Source organism: Orbaceae bacterium BiB, assembly GCA_036251205.1.
In the GTDB taxonomy this organism is placed as follows: domain Bacteria; phylum Pseudomonadota; class Gammaproteobacteria; order Enterobacterales; family Orbaceae; genus Orbus; species Orbus mooreae.
Genome location: CP133958.1, coordinates 2,030,541 through 2,052,124, shown reverse-complemented (window position 1 = coordinate 2,052,124; position 21,584 = coordinate 2,030,541). Strand labels below are relative to the sequence as shown.

General features: G+C 36.5%; 19 protein-coding genes and 2 tRNA genes. 8 read left to right on the top strand and 13 right to left on the bottom strand.

Annotated features, from left to right (window positions below):
* Positions 1-25: 25 nt before the first annotated feature.
* From dsbC to sohB, 3 genes are read right to left on the bottom strand one after another with little or no spacing between them, the layout of a single operon-like run.
* Positions 26-730: a bifunctional protein-disulfide isomerase/oxidoreductase DsbC gene (gene dsbC / locus RHO11_09600; GenBank protein WVD60743.1), complete on the bottom strand. Its 705-nt coding sequence runs from the start codon at positions 728-730 to the stop codon at positions 26-28.
* A gap of 37 nt (positions 731-767) precedes the next feature.
* Positions 768-1,664, bottom strand: a complete 897-nt coding sequence (gene xerD, locus RHO11_09595; GenBank protein WVD60742.1) for a site-specific tyrosine recombinase XerD — start codon at positions 1,662-1,664, stop codon at positions 768-770.
* Between the two features lie 21 nt (positions 1,665-1,685).
* Positions 1,686-2,753 (bottom strand): protease SohB, encoded by a 1,068-nt coding sequence (gene sohB / locus RHO11_09590; GenBank protein ID WVD60741.1) that lies wholly within the window; start codon positions 2,751-2,753, stop codon positions 1,686-1,688.
* 223 nt (positions 2,754-2,976) lie between these two features.
* On the opposite strand from sohB, the gene RHO11_09585 reads away from it, so the two are divergent.
* From RHO11_09585 to pgi, 3 genes are all read left to right on the top strand, one after another.
* Positions 2,977-4,689 (top strand): formate--tetrahydrofolate ligase, encoded by a 1,713-nt coding sequence (locus tag RHO11_09585; protein ID WVD60740.1) that lies wholly within the window; start codon positions 2,977-2,979, stop codon positions 4,687-4,689.
* The gene (locus RHO11_09580; protein ID WVD60739.1) at positions 4,689-5,084 is read left to right on the top strand and encodes an RnfABCDGE type electron transport complex subunit B; all 396 of its coding nucleotides are present in this window, start codon (positions 4,689-4,691) and stop codon (positions 5,082-5,084) included. Before RHO11_09585 ends, RHO11_09580 begins: the two co-directional genes overlap by 1 nt.
* A gap of 158 nt (positions 5,085-5,242) precedes the next feature.
* The gene (pgi, locus tag RHO11_09575; protein WVD60738.1) at positions 5,243-6,892 is read left to right on the top strand and encodes a glucose-6-phosphate isomerase; all 1,650 of its coding nucleotides are present in this window, start codon (positions 5,243-5,245) and stop codon (positions 6,890-6,892) included.
* A 133-nt stretch (positions 6,893-7,025) separates the two neighbouring features.
* Here pgi and crr read toward each other — a convergent pair whose 3' ends face one another.
* The 4 genes from crr to RHO11_09555 form a co-directional block, all read right to left on the bottom strand.
* Positions 7,026-7,529: a PTS glucose transporter subunit IIA gene (gene crr, locus RHO11_09570; GenBank protein ID WVD60737.1), complete on the bottom strand. Its 504-nt coding sequence runs from the start codon at positions 7,527-7,529 to the stop codon at positions 7,026-7,028.
* Between the two features lie 12 nt (positions 7,530-7,541).
* Complete coding sequence (ptsI, locus tag RHO11_09565) at positions 7,542-9,269, bottom strand: phosphoenolpyruvate-protein phosphotransferase PtsI (GenBank protein ID WVD60736.1); 1,728 nt, start codon at positions 9,267-9,269, stop codon at positions 7,542-7,544.
* Positions 9,270-9,327: 58 nt separating this feature from the next.
* On the bottom strand, positions 9,328-9,585 hold the full coding sequence (gene ptsH, locus RHO11_09560) for a phosphocarrier protein Hpr (GenBank protein ID WVD60735.1): 258 nt from the start codon (positions 9,583-9,585) through the stop codon (positions 9,328-9,330).
* Between the two features lie 180 nt (positions 9,586-9,765).
* A complete protein-coding gene (locus RHO11_09555; GenBank protein ID WVD60734.1) occupies positions 9,766-11,211 on the bottom strand; it encodes a sigma 54-interacting transcriptional regulator in 1,446 nt (481 codons plus the stop codon).
* A 391-nt stretch (positions 11,212-11,602) separates the two neighbouring features.
* Here RHO11_09555 and RHO11_09550 point away from each other — a divergent pair, with 391 nt between their 5' ends.
* The 4 genes from RHO11_09550 (at position 11,603) to RHO11_09535 (ending at position 13,682) form a co-directional block, all read left to right on the top strand.
* On the top strand, positions 11,603-12,901 hold the full coding sequence (locus tag RHO11_09550) for an L-serine ammonia-lyase, iron-sulfur-dependent, subunit alpha (protein WVD60733.1): 1,299 nt from the start codon (positions 11,603-11,605) through the stop codon (positions 12,899-12,901).
* Between the two features lie 113 nt (positions 12,902-13,014).
* Positions 13,015-13,090, top strand: a tRNA-His gene (locus tag RHO11_09545).
* Between the two features lie 9 nt (positions 13,091-13,099).
* Positions 13,100-13,176 (top strand) — tRNA-Pro (locus RHO11_09540).
* A gap of 281 nt (positions 13,177-13,457) precedes the next feature.
* Positions 13,458-13,682 (top strand): hypothetical protein, encoded by a 225-nt coding sequence (locus RHO11_09535; GenBank protein ID WVD60732.1) that lies wholly within the window; start codon positions 13,458-13,460, stop codon positions 13,680-13,682.
* Positions 13,683-13,714: 32 nt separating this feature from the next.
* Here the strand turns inward: RHO11_09535 and RHO11_09530 are convergent, their stop codons facing one another.
* Entirely contained in the window at positions 13,715-15,037 is a 1,323-nt protein-coding gene (locus RHO11_09530; GenBank protein ID WVD60731.1) for a hypothetical protein, read from the bottom strand.
* Between the two features lie 269 nt (positions 15,038-15,306).
* Here RHO11_09530 and RHO11_09525 point away from each other — a divergent pair, with 269 nt between their 5' ends.
* Positions 15,307-15,654: a hypothetical protein gene (locus RHO11_09525; GenBank protein ID WVD60730.1), complete on the top strand. Its 348-nt coding sequence runs from the start codon at positions 15,307-15,309 to the stop codon at positions 15,652-15,654.
* 205 nt (positions 15,655-15,859) lie between these two features.
* On the opposite strand, the gene ybeD is transcribed toward RHO11_09525, so the two are convergent.
* From ybeD to RHO11_09500, 5 genes are all read right to left on the bottom strand, one after another.
* On the bottom strand, positions 15,860-16,126 hold the full coding sequence (gene ybeD, locus RHO11_09520; protein WVD60729.1) for a DUF493 family protein YbeD: 267 nt from the start codon (positions 16,124-16,126) through the stop codon (positions 15,860-15,862).
* A 121-nt stretch (positions 16,127-16,247) separates the two neighbouring features.
* Entirely contained in the window at positions 16,248-17,435 is a 1,188-nt protein-coding gene (locus RHO11_09515) for a serine hydrolase (GenBank protein ID WVD60728.1), read from the bottom strand.
* A 31-nt stretch (positions 17,436-17,466) separates the two neighbouring features.
* Entirely contained in the window at positions 17,467-18,576 is a 1,110-nt protein-coding gene (gene mrdB, locus RHO11_09510) for a peptidoglycan glycosyltransferase MrdB (GenBank protein ID WVD60727.1), read from the bottom strand.
* Positions 18,576-20,441, bottom strand: coding sequence for a penicillin-binding protein 2 (gene mrdA, locus RHO11_09505; protein ID WVD60726.1), 1,866 nt, complete (start codon positions 20,439-20,441; stop codon positions 18,576-18,578). The genes mrdB and mrdA overlap by 1 nt, the downstream gene beginning before the upstream one ends.
* Before the next feature lie 84 nt (positions 20,442-20,525).
* The gene (locus tag RHO11_09500) at positions 20,526-21,572 is read right to left on the bottom strand and encodes a PhoH family protein (GenBank protein ID WVD60725.1); all 1,047 of its coding nucleotides are present in this window, start codon (positions 21,570-21,572) and stop codon (positions 20,526-20,528) included.
* Between the last annotated feature and the right edge of the window lie 12 nt (positions 21,573-21,584).

Here is a 21,584-nt window from a genome sequence, read left to right as displayed (position 1 = left end):
ATAAGTTTATGATGACATTAACAAACTATTTAGTTTGTTCTAGAATTTCCAATAATTTATTAGCAGGAACATAACCGGCTAACAATTCACCATTTGGTAGAATAATTGCAGGAGTACCAGTTAAGCCAAGCTTAACACCAACTTCATATTGCATTTTCACATAAGGAACGACGCTAGAAGCAGGTGAAATTTTACCATCACGATAAGCATTATCAAATGCTGCTTTGCGATCTTTAACACTCCAGATAGATTGCATATTTTTTGCCACATCAGAATCTAGACCGGCTCTCGGGAAAGCAAAATAGTGTACAGAGATACCCGCTTTAAGATAGGTATCAATTTCACTATGTAATTTTTTACAATAACCACAAGTGTAATCACTAAACACATAAATACTATACTTTTCGTCAGGTGCTTGATAAACAATAGCGTCTTTAGCAATAGTTGCAATTAAAGCTAGGTTAGATTCATTAGCAATATTTTGTGGTTGTTTACCACTCATGTTGTAAATAGGACCCTGAGTCAAAAATTGACCATCATTAGTGATATAAAATTTACCGCTAGGCGTTACAACACTTTTCATATTAGGCATTGGTGTATTGCTAATCGTGATACTCTCTTTTGTATAACCTAATTTTGCTAACGTCGCAGCAATATCGGCATCAGAGGCATATGCAGCACTCACAAGTAAACTAGAGATGATACCGATGGTCATGGTTAATTTTTTCATAAAATATGTCCTATTGTGTGTCTAAATTTGTTAAGTCTTATGCCCTTGGATGATGTTTTTGATGTAACTGTTTTAAGCGTTCAGTCGCAACATGTGTATATATCTGTGTTGTGGATAAACTACTATGCCCCAACAACATTTGTACTACACGTAAATCAGCACCATGGTTAAGTAAATGCGTAGCAAATGCATGTCGCAAAACATGAGGAGATAATGCCTCAGCATCTATCCCTGTTAGTATGGCATAATATTTGATCCGATGCCAGAAGGTCTGTCTGGTCATTTTATTACCTAATCGACTAGGGAATAAAACATCAGCAGGCCCCTCTTTCAGTAAATCATCTCGACTATATTTTAAATAATACTCTAACCAGTAAATAGCCTCTTCACCAATTGGCACTAAGCGCTCTTTATTACCTTTACCGATTATGCGAATAACTCCTTGGACTAAACTGATATCATTAAGCTCAAGATTGACTAATTCAGAAACCCGCAATCCCGTCGCATAAAGTAGTTCAAGCATAGCTTTATCACGAATTTCTAAAGTATCTTCGGTATTGGGGGATTGTAATAATGCCTCAACTTGTGATTCAGTTAAATCTTTAGGTAAATTTTTTGCTAGCTTCGGTGATGATAAACTTGCTGAAGGATCATCTTCACGGTATTTTTCACGATAAAGATACTGAAATAGCCGTTTAATCGCACTAAGTAAGCGCGCAGAACTACTGGCTTTATAACCCTCTTCAACCCGCTGTAATAAAAAATCTTGCAGATGCATCGTTTGGGCTGTCAAAAAAGTCACCTTTAGATCTACAAAGGCTTTAATCAGAGCCTGCAAGTCAAGCCGATAAGAAGCAATCGTATTATCGGCGAGATTACGTTCAAGCCATAGCGAATCTAAAAACTGTTCTAATAAAACCGTATCTTGGGACATAAGTTATTCACATACTAGTAGTTAGTAAATGGTTCGACTATTACGAAAACATAACTTTTCAATTCCGCTGACGACATTTTTTGCAAAACGTTCTGATAATTTTTTACGTCTCTGGAATTTGACTTCAATAATTTTATACTCATCAATCAGCGATAAAATAACATCATCACTAGTACTAATTTCATCGACTAAGCCTTTCTCTTGCGCTTGAATAGCAAACCAATGTTCACCGGTTGCCACGTCATCAATATTGATATTAGGACGGTTTTCAGCTACAAAATCTTTAAATAATAGATGAGTTTCTTCTAATTCCTCTTGGAATTTTTTACGACCTTCATCTGTATTTTCACCAAACATCGTTAGAGTCCGTTTGAACTGTCCCGCTGTTTGCAACTCGACATCAATTTCATTTTTCTTTAATAGGCGATGAAAGTTAGGAATTTGTGCAACAACACCAATTGAACCAACAATTGCAAAAGGAGCTGCAATAATTTTATTTGCAGTACATGCCATCATATAACCACCACTTGCTGCTACTTTATCTACGATGGCAGTAAACGGAATATCTTTTTTTCTAAAACGCATCAATTGCGATGCAGCAAGTCCATAACCATGAACAACCCCGCCCGGGCTTTCTAGTTTTAAAAGCACTTTATCTTCAGGTTTTACGACCGATAACACAGCGCTCACTTCCTGTCTTAAATCTTCAACTTCATGGGCATCAACACTCCCATTAAAAGATAACACATAACAAGTTGCTTTATCTTTGTGTGTATTCGTTGGCTTTGCAGTATCTGTATCATCTTTTTCTGATGCCGCTTTATCGGCTTGTTTTGCCAACTTCTTCTCTTGTTTTTTACTCTTTTTCTGCGCCTTTTTGAACTGTTTAATCTGCTCTTCACTCATGATATTCAGCTGCATCGTCTCTTTAATCTCATGATATTCGCTGGTGAGATCTTTAATTTCGAGACTTCCTTGTGGCGCCGATTTTTTACGTTGTGCGATGATAAAAACCAGCACAACAACAATTGCGATAACAACCGTTACAGTTTCAGCTAAAAAAACGATATATTGTAATAGCCATTCCATAATTTACTTAATCCTAATCAAAAATAATGACATATAATAACAGATTTCCTAAAAAGTTTGTTTTATTTACACCCCTTTAATAATCAGATACATAACATAACGATTAATTGATTTAACATATTGTTTTAATTGCAATAATAATTAACCTTTATCCGGTCAGACAATTTCATTATACTATACCCCTGCACACCTTATTTTATTACTCAATGAAGAGATCATCATTATGACAAACTCAGCCAAATTGCTTCCTATTAGTGAAATTGCTCAAAAATGTGGTATCGATGAGGAGTATTTAATCCCTCATGGTAAATACGTTGCTAAAGTTGATTTATCAATCATTGCAGCAAATAAAAAGAGTGTTAAAGGAAAATTAGTTCTCGTTACCGCAATAACCCCAACACCACTTGGCGAAGGCAAAACGGTTAATACTATTGGTTTAAGCGAAGGACTCAACTATATTGGTAAAAAAGCAATCGCTTGTATTCGACAACCAAGTTTAGGCCCAGTTTTTGGAGTCAAAGGTGGCGCCGCTGGTGGAGGGCAAGCAGAAGTATTACCAATGGAGACCCTGAATTTACATTTAACGGGTGATATCCATGCCATTACAGCAGCGCATGATTTAGCGTCAGCAGCGCTTGATGCAAGACTTTATCATGAAACACGTCTTGGTGATGATTTTACAAATCAAACAGGCCTTAAACGATTAAATATAGATAAAGATCGTATCATTTGGAAACGCGTTATTGACCATAATGATCGTGCCTTAAAAAATATCACCGTTGGTGTCGGTGGCGGACTCAATGGTGTTGAACGTGCAGATGGTTTTGAAATCACTGCCGCATCAGAATTAATGGCAATATTGGCGTTAGCTAATGACTTACATGATATGCGTAAACGTATTGGTCAGATTATTTTAGCTTACAATAGCCAAGGTGACGCAATTACCGCCGAAGATCTGGAAGTTGCTGGTGCTATGACAGTACTCCTTAAAAATGCCATTAACCCTAATATCATGCAAACGGTAGAGAACACTCCGGTCTTAATTCATGCTGGGCCATTTGCTAATATTGCACATGGTAACTCATCGGTTATTGCCGATCTTGTAGCGCTGCCATTAGCTGATTATGTGGTAACAGAAGCTGGTTTTGGTTCTGATATGGGTATGGAAAAATTCTTCAATATCAAATACCGCCAATCTGGTATCGCACCATCTTGCGTAGTGCTTGTGGCAACTGTGCGTAGTTTAAAATCCAATAGCGGTAAATATAATATCAAACCGGGACAACCAATTCCTAAAGAGATCTCTGAATCGAATGTCGAGCTGTTATCAATAGGGGCGGCTAATCTGGGGTGGCATATCAATAATGCCAAAAGTTATGGTATGCCTGTCATTGTTGCCATTAACCGTTTCCCTCATGATAGTGAAGAAGAGCTGGCATTTTTACAACAATACGCTTTAGAGCAAGGTGCATATGCTTGTGAAGTCAGTGAAGTTTTTGTTAAAGGCGGTAAAGGGGCTGAGTCTCTAGCTCACCATATTGTTGAAGCCTGCAATACAAAGAGTTCCGTCACATTACCTTATCAAGACAGCGATAAGCTAATCGATAAAATTCAAAAAATGGCTAAAAAATATGGTGCTAATAAAGCGAATTTAGCAGAAAAGGCATTAAAAGATATTCAAGATATTGAAAAATTGAAACTCGATCATTTACCACTCTGTATGGCAAAAACGCCAATGTCAATTAGTGCAGATGCCAACTTAAAAAATGTACCAACTAATTTTGACATTGATATAAGTCATCTTGCTGTATCTGCTGGAGCAGGGTTTATTCGAGTCTACGCAGGTAATATTATGACAATGCCGGGGCTTGGTACCAATCCCGCTTATCGCAATATCGATATTGATAATAATGGAAACATAGTTGGTTTAAGTTAATGACACAAGTACTTACCGCATTTATTGATGAGAACAACTGTATCGGCTGTGGCAAATGTATCCGCGTTTGCCCAACAGATGCAATTGTCGGCGCCAAACATTTTCTACACACCGTCATGCCGGTATTATGCACGTCCTGTGAAGAGTGTATCAATGCCTGCCCGACCGACTGTATTACGTTAAAAACACCTCACCAACCGATGAGCCCAGAACGAGAAGCACAGCTCAAAATGCAAAAGCAAGCACGTTTGGTTGCAACGAAGTCAGTACCACTTAATATACATACTGAAGTGGTTATTAATGATGTCCAAAGTCACGAACCAGAACAACGCAAGCAACAGATTTCTGATGCGATTGCTCGAGTTAAGGCAAGAAAACAGTTATTGAGCAAATAGGAAGAATAATTTGATGGCATATCTCGTTAAATTATTGCTGTCAGGTATCATTATAGTATAAATTTTAGTGATAACTGCAGTATAAACAGTATGTCTTTGATTGCTTCTTTCGCTGATAGCGATATTATAATTGAATATAGATAGAGGAGTATTACATTATGTTAAAAAGTATCAATCCAACCGAAACAGCAGCATGGAAAGCATTACAATCTCATTTTAAAGAAATCAAGAACACGACGATCAAAACACTTTTTGATGCAGATAGCCAACGTGGTGAAAAATTTTCTTTACCTTTTAAAGATCAAGTTTTTATCGACTATTCAAAAAATCATATAACGGCTGAAACATTAGATAAATTGCACGCCTTAGCTAAAGAGTGTAATTTATCCGCTTCGATTAAATCGATGTTTGATGGTGAAAAAATCAATCAAACAGAAAATCGTTCAGTATTACACATTGCATTACGTAACATTTCGAATAAAGCGATTTATTCTGATGGTGTCAATGTGATGGATGACGTCAATGCAGTATTAGCAAAGATGGAATCCTTCAGTAAAAAAATCATCAGTTGTGAATGGAAAGGCTATACAGGTAAAGCCATTACAGATGTTGTTAACATCGGTATCGGCGGTTCTGATTTAGGACCTTATATGGTTACTGAAGCACTTCGCCCTTATAAAAATCATTTAACAATGCATTTTGTTTCAAATGTTGATGGGACTCATATTGTTGAAACGTTGAAAACACTTAATCCAGAAACAACGCTATTTTTAGTCGCATCAAAAACCTTTACAACCCAAGAGACAATGACCAATGCACAAACCGCTCGTGATTGGTTACTGAAATCAGCTAATGATAAATCTGCCGTCGCCAAACATTTTGTCGCCTTATCGACCAATACTCAAGAAGTAACCAAATTTGGTATTGATAGTGCCAATATGTTTGAGTTTTGGGACTGGGTTGGTGGTCGTTACTCGCTTTGGTCAGCAGTAGGGCTTTCAATCGTCTTATCAATTGGTTTTGATAATTTTAAACAGCTATTAGCTGGTGCTCATGATATGGATCTGCATTTTAGTGAAGCAGCTCCAGAACAAAATATTCCACTTACTTTAGCTTTAATTAGTTTATGGTATAACAATTTCTTTGGTGCTGAAACTGAAGCAATTCTACCTTATGATCAGTATATGCATCGATTCCCAGCTTACTTCCAACAAGGTAATATGGAATCTAATGGTAAATATGTTGATCGTAGTGGTAATAAAGTTAACTACTCAACAGGGCCTATTATTTGGGGTGAACCTGGTACCAATGGACAGCACGCATTTTATCAATTAATTCACCAGGGAACAAAACTCATTCCATGTGACTTTATTGCACCAGTGGTTAGCCATAACCAAGTGGGTGATCATCATGAAAAATTATTATCAAACTTCTTTGCACAGACTGAAGCATTGGCGTTTGGTAAAACTAAAGAGGTGGTAGAAAAAGAGTTTTTATCAGCAGGTAAAACCTTAGATGAAGTTAAAAATGTAGTGCCATTTAAAGTATTTGAAGGTAATCGACCAACTAACTCTATTTTAGTTAAAGAGATAACGCCTTATACATTAGGTGCCTTAATTGCCATGTATGAACATAAAATTTTCACACAGGGTGTTATTTGGAACATCTTTAGCTTTGACCAATGGGGTGTTGAATTAGGTAAACAGCTTGCTGGAAAAATTCTACCTGAACTACAAAATAACGATAAAATCGCTAGCCATGATAGTTCAACCAATAGTTTAATTAATCGTTATAAATCTTGGCGCTAAGTTATTCAATATATCAATTAAAACAACTCAGTAAAAAGTCTCGGCTTGTTTACTGAGTTTATTGAATAAATGATAACGATTAGATAATAAAAAAACCGCTATAAAGCGGTTTTTTAATGCTACAAAAATGAAGTTATTTTTTCACTTTCATGATTGGGGTTTTGCCTTCTTCAACTGTACCAGACAATTTAACCAATTCATGGATACTATCCATATTAGAAATAACTACTGGCGTCAGTACAGATTTAGCTTTACCTTCTAAAAAGGCCAAATCAAACTCGATGATAGTATCACCAACTTTAACCTGCTGTCCTTCTTCAGCCACACGAGTAAAGCCTTCACCTTTCAGCTCTACAGTATCGATACCAAAGTGTACAAATAACTCGATACCTTCGTCAGATTCTATCGCAAATGCATGATTAGTTTCAAAAATTTTACCAATCTTACCCGCTAAAGGTGCAACAATTTTATTACCAGTAGGTTTAATTGCAACACCATCACCAACTATTTTTTCTGCAAATACGACATCAGGTACATCTTCAATTTTCACGATTTCGCCAGATATTGGTGCGAATACTTCAATAAAACTCTGATCATCATCAGATACAAACTGCTTCAATTTATCGAATAAACCCATAGTAGCCCCCTGCTAGCAAATTTGCTTTTCTGCCGCGAATTTTTCAAGTAAATCACTAATTTCCTTAGCGGTTGCTTTTTGTAGCGCTTCATCAGCAAGAGCTTTAGCTTCACTAAAATTAGTATTACGGATAATTTTCTTAATTTTAGGAATAGAAATAGAGCTCATACTAAACTCATCTAATCCCATACCCAGTAATAGTACTGTAGCGCGCTCATCACCACCAAGTTCACCACACATACCAGTCCATTTTCCTTCTTCATGAGATGCATCGATCACATTTTTGATCAAGTTAAGCACAGAAGGAGACATTGGATTATAAAGATGCGAAATCAACTCATTACCACGGTCAACAGCTAATGTATACTGAGTTAAATCGTTAGTACCGATACTTAAGAAGTCCACTTCTTTTGCTAAATGTCTTGCAATAACTGCCGCAGATGGAGTTTCAACCATCACACCCACTTCAATGTTTTCATCGAATTTTTTACCTTCGGCACGTAGTTGTTCTTTAAGAATATTCAGTTCTGATTTTAAGATTCTTACTTCTTCTACAGAAATAATCATCGGGAACATGATACGTAATTTACCAAAAGCAGAAGCGCGTAAAATAGCACGTAGTTGTGTATGTAGAATATCTTTTTTATCTAAACAGATACGAATTGCACGCCAACCTAAGAATGGATTCTCTTCTTTTGGTAAATGCATATAAGGAACATCTTTATCACCGCCAATATCCATCGTACGAACAATAACAGACAAGCCATTTGTCGCTTCAGCAACGTCTTTATAGGCTTTAAATTGCTCTTCTTCATTTGGATAAGCATCGCGATCCATGAATAAAAACTCAGTACGATAAAGTCCAACACCCTCATAACCGTTACGGTCCGCGCCAGCGATATCACGTACAGTACCAATGTTTGCACAAACTTCTACTTGGTGACCATCTAGTGTAATAGCTGGTAAATCTTTTAATTTAGCTAACTCTTCTTTGTCATCAAGGTACTGTTTTTGGACAAGTTTTAACTTATCGATCGTTTGGTTATTTGGGTTAATATAGATGGCATTATTAATCGCATCTAATATGATATAGTCGCCTTGTTTAATATTTTTTGTCGCATTAGTTGTACCAACAATAGCTGGAACCTCTAATGAACGTGCCATAATCGAAGTATGTGATGTTCTACCACCAAGATCAGTAATAAACCCTTGCACCATATCTAAATTTAATTGTGCGGTTTCTGATGGCGTTAAATCAGTTGCAACTAAAACACAAGGTTCATGGATTGCACTTAAATCAACGATTTCTAAACCTAAGACATTTTTTAATAAACGTTTACCGATATCACGAATATCTGCAGCACGCTCTTTTAAATATTCATCATCTAGCCCTTCTAACTCTTTTGCTTGAGCTTCAAACACAGAGTTAACAGCAGCATCAGCAGATGAATGTTTAGTCTTGATACGGTTAATCACTTCACCTTCAAGATCTTCATCTTCTAACAACATGATGTGACCTTCAAAGATCGCTGCTTTATCTTCACCTAACGTCTTTTTAGCACGTTCCATGATTGCTTGTAGCTGTTGGCTTGATTTCTCACGCGCGTCTTTAAATCGTGCAATTTCTGCATCAATTTTATTATCGGCAATTGGTCTAGTGTTTAGAACAATTTCATCTTCTTTTAATAATAAGGCTTTTGCAAATGCAATTCCTGGGGAAACGAGTATACCTGAAACCATAATATTGATCCTTGTCAGATAGTATTACCTAAAATTTAACATATTTAATTCGATGGGGTTATTCTAATTCGGGAATAAGCTTAACTAGGTGATCAACTGCATCTTGTTCATCTTCACCATCGGCGACGATTGTGATCACTGTACCTTGTGTTAATCCAAGAGTTTGTAGTTTAAAAAGGCTTTTAGCACTGGCACTTTTGCCATTAGATGTGATAGTTATCTCTGAATTAAATGTTTTAGCTTCTTTTACAAATTGAGCTGCTGGACGAGTATGAAGACCATTTTGCGCTGTGATTGTAACATCTTGCTGATACATATTAATTTACCCCTACAATTTATAATTGTTTCCAATATAAATAAAATTAGACAAAAAAACCAGTCAGTTTTTACCTTAATTTAGAAACTATTTGCTTTTAATTAATCGCCTATTATGGCGAGGAAATTAATTTGAAACAAGTATATTTATTAACTCATTGTTTTAATTATAAAGATAGTATTAGGAAATATTAAATAATTCCATTTTTTTATAAAGTGTTGAGAGTCCAATCCCTAATTTTTTGGCAACTAATCTTTTTTCTTCTGTTGTTATAGTATTTTTCAACAACTGCTGCAAGATGTTTTTTTCGTACTCAAACAATAAACTTTTTAACTGAAATCGTTCTGTATCACAAGGTGTATTAATCGTATTGGGTAATAGTACATTCTTGGGTAAATCACTTAACTGAACTTCCCCTGTTTCATTAATATTAGCAAGGTATTCAACAATATTTTTTAACTCCCGCACATTACCAGGCCAATCGTAGTTAAGTAAGGCAGACATTACGGTAGAAGAAATATGAATACTCTTCTTAAATTTTTTATTATAAATCTGTATAAATGCCTCAATTAATAGTGGAATATCATCCCGTCGGCTCTTTAACGCAGGGATCGTAATTGGAATGACATTAATGCGATAATAGAGGTCGAGACGAAAGCGATTTTGCTCCACTAATTTTAATAAATCTTGGTTAGTGGCACAAATCACCCTGACATTAATCGGTATCTCATGAGCACCGCCAATGCGAGTGATTTTTTGTTCTTGTAATACACGTAATAATTTTGATTGTGCTAACAACGGTAGTTCACTAATCTCATCAAGAAACAACGTGCTATTATTAGCCAGTTCAAATTTACCAATATGACCCGATGATTTTGCACCAGTAAATGCTCCGGCCTCATAACCAAATAACTCACTTTCAATTAAGTTTTCAGGAATCGCACTACAATTTACTGAAATCATCAATTTATGACTTCTCGGGCTATTGTTATGAATAACATTAGCTAACACTTCCTTACCAGTACCACTGTCACCCATAATTAATATGGTTGAATCAGAGCAACTGACTTTATTAACTAAAGAGAGCATCGCTTTTATTTGCTGATTTTGACCAATAAACCCCAGTTCATTTAAATGTTTTCTATTGTTATTAATGACTTCATCTAATTGATTCTCAAGCTCTTGACTATGGTGTACCGTCATCATTTTACTCTCAATTAACATGCTCATATATTTGAGGAACTGTTCAAATTTACGCTTATTATCTTGTAAAATAATCCGTTCTTCCTCTGAAAATGCAGCAATACTAATTACACCACAGACATTATTATCAAAAAAAATAGGGTAAGCTATATCGGCAAATTCAGCACAATTAAAACGATTTCCGCATTGATTACACACATCACTCATTTTTGCATTTTCAACGATTGACGGTCTCTGTGTATGGAAAATTTTTTCAAAGAAAGAAGCATGTTGTATCTGTTCGCCTAACTGATTAAATTTAGCGGTAGCAGCAATACGCTTCATATTGCGATCAACCACCGTCACTTCAACATTCAAAATCGCGGCAATCGCATTCACAAATGCTTGAATGAAATCCGCAATTTTGTTTAATTCTGTTTGCATACATCGCTCCGATGGCTTATTTAAGACTATTCTGTGATGATCTCCAGTATAAAACAAATCATTCTCAAAATGTAGAATTTTTCTCTAAATAGAGAAAGCAAACTTTGAACACAAATTATTATCCATTTGATTATAAATAATAATTTTTTAAATGATATTTTTTAACAAAATGACTTTCTCTTAGAAGAGAAAAATTTAACATTAAAATACAGATAGTTATCATTATTTTTACTCATGGCGAGTAAGATTTATGGTCTTTTTAGTATAAAATAGTGAGATAAATTAAAATTATCTTTATTAATCAATGCAATAATGTATTGGCATATTTTTTGCTTAAATAATATTAGTGCTAACAATAACACCCATCATGAATAAGATAGAGAATTAAATTATGGAAAATAACACCGCTATATGGCAAGCATTAATAGATGTATTAAAACGTCTAGTTTTACCCGCAACAGGCTGTACTGAACCAATTTCATTAGCTTATGCTTGTGCAACAGCTGCAACTTATTTAGATAAAGATCATATCACTCGCGTTAACGCGAAAGTGTCACCCAATTTGATGAAAAATGGGATGGGTGTTACTGTTCCTGGAACGGGTATGGTCGGTTTACCTATTGCTGCTGCCGTTGGTGTCTTTTGTGGCGATGCACAAGCTGAACTGGATGTATTAAAAAATATATCGCCAATTGAACTCGAAAGAGCCAAAGCTTTCTTACAACAAAAACGAGTTTCAGTTGAAATCGCGCAAACGAACAAAGTACTGTATACCGAAGCCAATGTTTATACTGATGATAGCCATGTAAAAGTCTGTATCGAAGATCACCATACCAATATTGTATTAATTGAAAAAGATGGACAGATTATTTTCCAAAAAGATCCAGCACAACAGACAAATAGCGATACCACAACCGTGATGGAGCAAGCGTCAATTGAATTACTGTACGATTTTGCTTGTCATATTGAATTTGATAAAATTAAATTTATTCTACATGCTGCAGAGTTGAATGATGCGTTATCCAAAGAGGGGCTAAAAAACACCTATGGATTAAGTATTGCCGCGCTATTAAAACAACAAATTGATAAAGGGCTACTATCCGACGATCTACTGAGTAAAGTCATGATTAGAACTACCGCAGCATCCGACGCACGAATGGGGGGAGCGACCTTGCCGGCCATGAGTAATTCCGGCTCAGGAAACCAAGGTATTGCAGCAACCATGCCAGTAGTTGTTATTGCGGAATATATTAATGCCGATGAAGAGCGACTCGCTCGCGCATTAGTCTTGTCCCATGTTATTGCGATTTATATTCATAGTAAATATCCACCATTATCCGCACTCTGTGCGGTATCAACGGCTTCTATGGGCGCGGCAGCTGGAATGGTTTATCTATTAGATCACGATAATATTAATAGTGTAAATATGGCGATTTGCAATATGGTGGGCGATTTAACGGGTATTATCTGTGATGGTGCATCAAATAGCTGTGCAATGAAAGTCTCAACATCAGCTTCTTCGGCCTTTAAAGCGGTCTTAATGGCGCTAAATGGCGTACGAATTACAGGCAATGAAGGGATCGTCTGTGATTGTGTTGAGATATCGATTAATAACTTATGTGCATTAGCGAGTAAAAGTATGCAGCAAACCGATGTACAGATCATTAATATTATGGCGAACAAGCCTTAATATTAAGCAATCAAATCAAATTACGCTGATTATATAGACAAATAGACATAAATTTTTAAAAATGTGCTGGACAAAATATTTAGAAATGCGTAATATTGCGTCCTGCTTATATGGTGGCTATAGCTCAGTTGGTAGAGCCCTGGATTGTGATTCCAGTTGTCGTGGGTTCGAATCCCATTAGCCACCCCATTAAGCTCACGGCGAGTAGCGCAGCTTGGTAGCGCAACTGGTTTGGGACCAGTGGGTCGGAGGTTCGAATCCTCTCTCGCCGACCAAATATATAAAGAAAGCCTGCTCTTTGAGCGGGCTTTTTTTATATATTAAGTATAGTGAATGAACCTCCGAAGGAGGTCGACAAATAGTCGGAACGATTTGTACATCACGTAGTGATGCCCGTAGGGTGAGTATCATGGATGATACGAGTAAATCCTCTCTCTCCGACTAATACGATGTCAAACTCTCAACATTATCTTACCAAGATAAATGGGCTTTCCCTTTCTTAAACTTGTGATTTAGATCATTTAATCAAAATACCATTAATAAGGCGTTGCGCCGATTGGGCTATGGCACTCAAACTGAAATTTGCGGACATGGTTTAATAACCATTGTCTGTAGTACACTCAATCAATCGGGGCAATGGTCAACTGATACAATAGAAAGACAAATGAGCCATCAAGAGCGTAACAGCGTTAGAGCCGCTTATATTCATAAAGCGCAGTTTATTGATGAGCGTAAACGTATGATGCAATGGTGGCTGATTATTAAGACGCAAACAAATTGAGTTTTGTAGCGTCTTATGGGTTTAATCATATATTATCGAGTCAGACGCTCGTAATCAGCTTTTATTGAACTCGGAATAGACGCACTATCTATTAGTTCTAAAGCCGTTTTTAAATTTCTACGGCAAAGAGCACCCACAGATATACGACGTCCTAAAGTAGAATTAGGCTCTCCTGCCGCTCGAATTAAAATAGCTATTTCTCGAGGAGAAAAACCTCGAATAATTTCATTATAGAAATGTAAAGCTGCGTTAGAAATGCCATATCCATTACCTATCCGGCAACACATCACTGTTTGAACAAAGTTATCTTGGATTGTTTCAGGAACCGCACCTTGTTGAGTTATTTCTAATAATCTCTCAGCAAGAGGTGGTTCATTATAGAAATTATTCATTCCATTATGGGTATTCCATAATCGTTCAATAGCTTTAGAGAAAATTGAATGCTGTTCTGATTCATTGAGTAAGCTTATAAGTCCTAAACTCTCGAAAAATTGTAAAGATGCCGTGTGCTTATCTTGTAAGCCTTTTGCTACATAATCAGAATGGGAATTAATTAAATCTGATTTGATTGAGCTAGTGAAACTACTCTTTAGTCCATTACAAATATCAATAGAATTTAAACGAGCCGGCTGTGCCATTGCTGAGTCACAATAAATACCATGAACCATATTAATAAGTAATTGGCGTTGTGCATCGTGCGTTTCTGCTAATCTTTGAATCCAGATTTGGCATTGATCATTATTAAATCTAGGACCCTTTACAGCAGAAATAAATGAACTAATGTTGACCCCTCTTGGTGATGAAGAGTCGGCTAAAGCATAACGAACGCAGCGATTTAAGAAGGTTACAAATTCTCTATCATTAACCGTCCCCATTGTTGGATGGGCAGCAGAAAAATTATTTCGTACATTACGACATTGATCAAGAAAGAAAAATCCATCTTCGTCGATTATATTAAGTTTTAAACAAAGATCTAAAAGACGACTATCTTGTAGTTCTATTAATTGTTTTTCTTCAAAATTATTTTGTTGAATTTGAGCTACTACTGGTAAACCAAAATTTCTAATCTTTTGTCTTAACTGGAGAATCGCAGAATTCCAGATATAATTCATTGCACCATCAAATAAACCTGCACTCACAGCCACACACATTCTTGCTATTAAATTATCTCTTAAATTTTCGGGTATTTCTTTTAGTTCCCTTGGTAGATCTCTCCATGCATATTGAATTTCATCTTGACTAGCTAAGGTATCTCGAGGAATGCCGAGAGCTTTAGTCAATTCAGCAATTGCGGGAAGAATAGTATTTGGTAATTCTGGAAGAGTGACATTATTAACAACAGTGAGATTGTTCATTTTTTACTCCAAAATTTTGTCTTTTTAATTAAATAAAGATAAAATTAATTATTCTTCCTTATGAAAAAGAATAATAAAATTAATCGGTTTGATATCAATATATATTAAAAATAGTAAGATATATACTATATAAGAATAAAATTTCATCAGGTGAATAATAATTTTACTTTTGTTTAAAGTATATAAACCCTCTCCACATATCTTCCTCTTCCATCACCATGCCCCAAATCCATAGAAACCAAAGCTAATAATTTAGAAGGAAAATAAACGTGCAGAATAATCAAACAGATTTATATAATGAAATAGGTCAAATATTAGTATCATCAGGGCCTGAAGATGCTAAAAATATTATTATGATTGCAAATCTCTATCCAGAAGGTGATGTTTGCGAATATGAATTTAATTATATATCTATTAGTAATCAAGAGTACGAATACGAGCCTTTAGGTAGAGCAACAACTGATTTAAGAAAAGCACTAGTGAAATTGAGACAATATTTTATCGATAATAATCTAACTAATGATCAGCCTATCTGGACAGACTGCATGGCAACTGTCGATATTGAGAACTCAAAAATCAGTATTGAGTTCAAATATGAACCGTTTATGAATAACTAGCTAATAGTGGATCTTTTCATTGCCAGCCTGCTTGTTTGGTTCAATGACTCCTACAACTATAAACAACTATCCAAACCCCTTTTAAACAGGATTCTCATTTAGTACTTAAATCTAAGCCCTATTTTTACACTAAAATACCACATTACAATAGAATTATAACGAAAAAGGAGGCTTTCGCCTCCTATTATTTGTTTTGATATCTGGCTTACAGTACCATTCTTACAATATCAATATCGCCTAGCTCTTTATACAAGTTTTCTACCTGCTCAATATGCGTTGCATTGATAGTTACAGAGACTGAATGGTAATTACCTTTACTACTTGGTTTAATTGATGGTGTATAGTCACCTGGCGCGTGACGTTGAATCACCGTGATAACTTTGTCAACTAATTCAGGTTTAGCTTCGCCCATGACTTTATAGGTAAAAGAACAAGGGAAATCAAGTAGTTCATTTAGTTTAGTTGGTTGCATAATATTCTCATTAACTCTTTAATTCAATCGATATACTCTATATAGTGTCATCTTATCATTTTATCAACTCATAAAAATAAATAAGACGGAATAAAATCCGCCTTATCATTAAATTCTAATACTAGAACCATTGGTGAAATTTGAGTTTAATATAATCCCAGATGCTACCAAAGAATCCGGTTTCTTCGACCGTTTTAAGTGCAACAAGTGGCTTTTCTGCAATCACTTGATCATCTAACATAAATTGCATTTTACCCACTTCAGCGCCTTGTTCAAGCGGTGCAGATAGATAAGCATCATTCAATTTATAGTTAACTTGTAACTCAGCTGCACGACCTCGCGGAACCGTCACATAGACATCTTCTAATGAGCCAAGTGCAACACTATTCTCATCGCCATACCAAATCGTTTCATTGACAAGTGGTTTATTCGCTTTTAATGGTGTAGCAGTTTCAAAAAAGCGGAATCCCCAAGTCAGTAATTTTTTAGACTCTTCTTCGCGACCCTTAAATGTTCGTCCACCTAATACAGCTGAAATTAATCGAGTATTCCCTTCAACTGCTGAACCAACTAAATTATAACCCGCGGCATTAGTATGCCCAGTTTTAATACCATCAACATTTAATGAGGTATCCCATAATAATCCATTCCGGTTTGTCTGTTTGATATTGTTAAAGGTAAACTCTTTTTCTTTATAAACAGCATACTCTTCAGGCAGGTCTTTAATCAATGCACGTCCTAAAAACGCAATATCTTTTGCTGTGGTATATTGTCCAGCCGCATCAAGACCATGTACAGTTTGGAAGTGAGTATTGGTTAATCCTAATTGCTCAGCATAATTATTCATTAAATTAACAAAAGCGTCTTGGCTACCGGCTACATGCTCTGCCATCGCAATACAAGCATCATTACCAGATTGAATAATAATACCTTTATTAAGTTCAGATACAGGAACTTGATCGCCCGGTTTTAGAAACATCAAAGATGAACCTTTTAAAACTGGATTTCCTGTCGCCCATGCATCTTTACTAATCGTCACAATATCAGTTGTTGAAATGCGCTTGGATTTAATCGCTTCACCAACCACATAACTCGTCATCATTTTTGTTAAACTAGCAGGATCACGACGAGTATCTGCATTGTACTGAGCAAGAATTTCACCCGAATTAGCATCAATCAAAACGTAAGCTTCTGCATCCAATTTAGGGGCATCAGGCGTCGGAAAGCTAATATCTGCATGCGCAGTACCGATTGCTAATGCAAGTACTGCTAAGGAGTATTTGAATTTAAGTGATAACTGTTTTTTCATTATATAAACCTGATCTTATAAAGATAAAAAACTATATGTTTTTTGACAACATATTACGATGTGTGTGGATTGACATAATAATACCAAAGCTAGCCATCAGTACAACTAATGACGATCCCCCATAACTGATAAGAGGTAATGGTACACCAACTACCGGCAATATACCACTGACCATACCAATATTAATAAAGACATAAATAAATAGCACCAGCGTTAAACCTCCAGCTAAAATCCGACCAAAGGTGGTTTGAGCTTGTGAAGCAATAATAAGGCCTCGGCTAATTAAACATAAAAACAGAATTAATAAAATAATAGCACCAATAAAACCAAATTCTTCAGCTATTACCGAGAAGATAAAGTCAGTGTGCCGTTCAGGAATAAACTCTAGCTGTGACTGTGTGCCAGCAAGCCAACCTTTACCCCATAGTCCACCCGAACCAATAGCCGTTTTAGATTGTAAAATATGATAACCTTTACCGAGTGGATCGCGCTCTGGATTAAATAATGTCAATACCCGTTCACGCTGATAATCGTGCATTAAAAAGAACCACATCACCGGGATAAATGCGCCAATAGCCACAACAGATGCAGCAATAAATTTCCAACTAATACCAGCAAGGAATATAATAAAAATACCCGACATAGCAATTAAAATTGCCGTCCCTAAATCGGGTTGCATAGCAACCAATAGCGTAGGTACCGCAATAATTGCTAATGTTTGTACGGTCGTTTTTAAGGGTGGAGGACATCCCTCTCTATTAATAAATTTTGCGACCATCAGCGGAACTGCAATTTTGGCGATTTCAGAGGGCTGAAAACGAATAAATCCTAGATTTAACCACCGCTGAGCACCTTTACTGGTATAACCAAAGACATCAACAATAACCAAAACAATAATACAGGCGATATACAGATAAGGTGCCCATTTTTCATAAAATCGAGGTGAGAACTGGGCAAAAACAATCATCACGAAAATACCTAATATTACCTGCCCTACTTTTCGCTCGGTCATCGGTAGATTTTGCCCACTGGCACTCCACATAATGTACACACTGTAGCCGAGCAACAGGAGAATAAAAAATAAAAATAACGGATCGATATGTAGCCGCATTAAAAGTGAGTCTTTTTTGCCACTAACCATTAGTCTTCATGCCTCGTATTCACAATGGGCTCAGGAACTTGCGTTGATTCATCACCCAATAAATAATAGTCCAAAATATGTTTAGCAATAGCACCACCATTAGAGCTACCACCGCCGCCATGCTCCAGTACAATCGCTAAAGCGATTTTCGGTTTATCATAAGGAGCAAATGCAATAAATAGCGCATGATCACGCAGATGTTCTGGAATATCATTAGCATTATAAATTTCATCAGCCTTTAAGCCGTAAACTTGTGCTGTTCCTGATTTTCCTGCTGCTTTATATGGAGAACCAGCATAAATTTTTCTAGCCGTTCCCCTCGAGCCAAACATGACTTTATACATCCCCTCTTTAGCAAGCGCCCAATATGCCTGATTAATTAATACAGTTAAATCAGAATTGGTCGTTACGGCATTTTTTGTTAATGCAGGGAATGTTCCATCCTCTAACATCTCACTACGTTTATTTTTTAACAGATGGGGTGTATAAACTTTACCATTATTCGCCATGATCGTAGTTGCTTTGGCCAACTGTAATGGTGTTGCAGTCCAATAGCCTTGTCCAATTCCGACCGGAATTGTATCACCAGGAACCCATGGTTGTTTATAACGCTGCATTTTCCATGCGCGACTCGGCATAATTCCGCGACTCTCTTCATTAGGCGAAATATCAATACCAGTACGTTCACCATAACCAAATTTATTCATCCATGCAGAGAGGCGATCAATTCCCATATCATAAGCGACTTGATAATAATAAGTATCCACAGACTCTTCTAATGATTTAACAACATCAACTTTACCATGTCCCCAACGTAACCAGTCACGAAAACGCTTTTCTGTTCCTGGAAGTAACCAATAACCAGGATCCGTCACTATGGTTTTAGGCGTTATCACCCCTTCACTCAGCGCTGAAACAGCAATAAATGGTTTTACTGTTGAAGCTGGTGGATAAGATCCCAACATTGCCCGATTAAATAGCGGTTTATCTTTATCTTCTAATAACGCATTATATTTTTTAGAAGAGATCCCACCGACAAAAAGATTAGGATCATAGCTTGGACTTGAGACCAAGGCTAACACCTCACCATTATTAGGATCGATTGCAACAACCGCAGCCTTTCTACCATCTAGCAATTTTTGAATATATAGCTGTAAATTGAGATCAATCGTTAAATAGATATCTTCTCCCGCTTGAGGAGGATTGTGATTTAATTGGCGAACAATCGTTCCTCGATTATTGACCTCAACTTCTTCATATCCAGGCGTGCCATGGAGTAAATCTTCATAAAAACGTTCCACACCAATTTTGCCGATATTAAGTGTACCGACATAATCACTAAGCTTATTTTCCTCTTCTAAGCGTGCTTTATCCTGATTATTAATTTTCGAGACATAGCCTAATACATGAGTTAAAGCACTCGAATATGGATAGTAACGATGCTGATTACCTGAAATATTAACAAAAGGGAAACGGTGCTGATTAACAACAAATTTAGCAATCTCTTTTTCTGTCAAATTATCTTTAAGGGGAACCGGTCGGTGAGCTTTATAGCTACGGCGCTCTTTTTGGAAAATTTCAATATCTTCGTCAGTCAGATCAACGAGTCCTCTTAACTCATTAAGCTGCTCTTCTAAGTTACTAATTTTGTCAGGGATAATTTTTAACTGATAAATCGTATTGTTAATCGCTAACGGTGTACCATTTCTATCATAAATCACCCCTCGATTCGGTGGAATAGGGATAATTTCAATACGGTTATTATTAGATTTTGTATTGTAATAACCAAAACTCAATATTTGTAAATGTGCGAGAGTGACAAGCAAAACAACAACCATCATCAATACGACCGCAAAAGCAATCAATGCCCTGCGTAGAAATAAATTAGCTTCTGCACTGTGATCCCGAATCTTTGCTCGATCTCGCGAATTTAGCTGTTGTATAACTTGCTACTCCTGATGACTCTTTATTTGATTCTGCCGATTTTCCACCTTACGTTGCTCCTCGGCTTGTTCCCATTTATCATAGGCATTAACAATTCTAGCAACAACAGGATGTCGAACGACATCTTCACTATGGAAAAAGTTGAAACTGATATCGTCGACTTGATTTAACACTTCAATAGCATGTTTTAGACCAGATTTTTGATGACGAGGTAAGTCTATCTGAGTAATATCCCCAGTAATAACTGCTTTAGAATTAAAACCAATACGCGTCAAAAACATTTTCATCTGCTCAATCGTTGTATTTTGACTCTCATCCAAAATAATAAAAGCATCATTAAGCGTTCGTCCTCGCATATAAGCTAACGGCGCAACCTCAATAACGTTTTTCTCGATCAATTTTTCTACTTTCTCAAAACCAAGCATTTCAAATAACGCATCATACAGCGGACGTAAATAAGGATCGACTTTTTGGCTTAAATCTCCCGGTAAAAAACCAAGCTTTTCACCCGCTTCAACTGCGGGTCGCGTTAATAGTATTCGACGGATTTCCTGTTTTTCAAGGGCATCGACTGCGGCAGCAACAGCTAAATAGGTTTTCCCGGTACCAGCAGGACCAATACCAAACGTAATGTCATAATTCATAACATTAGCAATATAAGTTGCTTGATTTGGCGTACGAGGCTTAATCACACCACGTTTAGTCTTAATCATCACTAATTTACCGCCATCATATAGAGCATGAGCAGGTAAATGTTGAGATGCTTTTTCAAGTGCACCACTTTGCTTAATCGCAAGGTGTATCTGCTTAGGTTCAATATCAACTATTTGTTGTTTATTGGTTGTCTGCTTATACAAATCTTGCAAAATTTGCGCGGCAGCTTGCGCGCAAATCGTATCGCCAGTTAACCTAAATTGATTACTACGATGATTAATCTCAATACCTAAACGCTTTTCTAGCTGTTTAATGTTATTGTTATGAGGCCCACATAATGCATTTAATCGCTGATTATCTGCTGGTTCCAAATTAATTTCGTGTGTAATAATGTTCAAGCGTTATCCTTC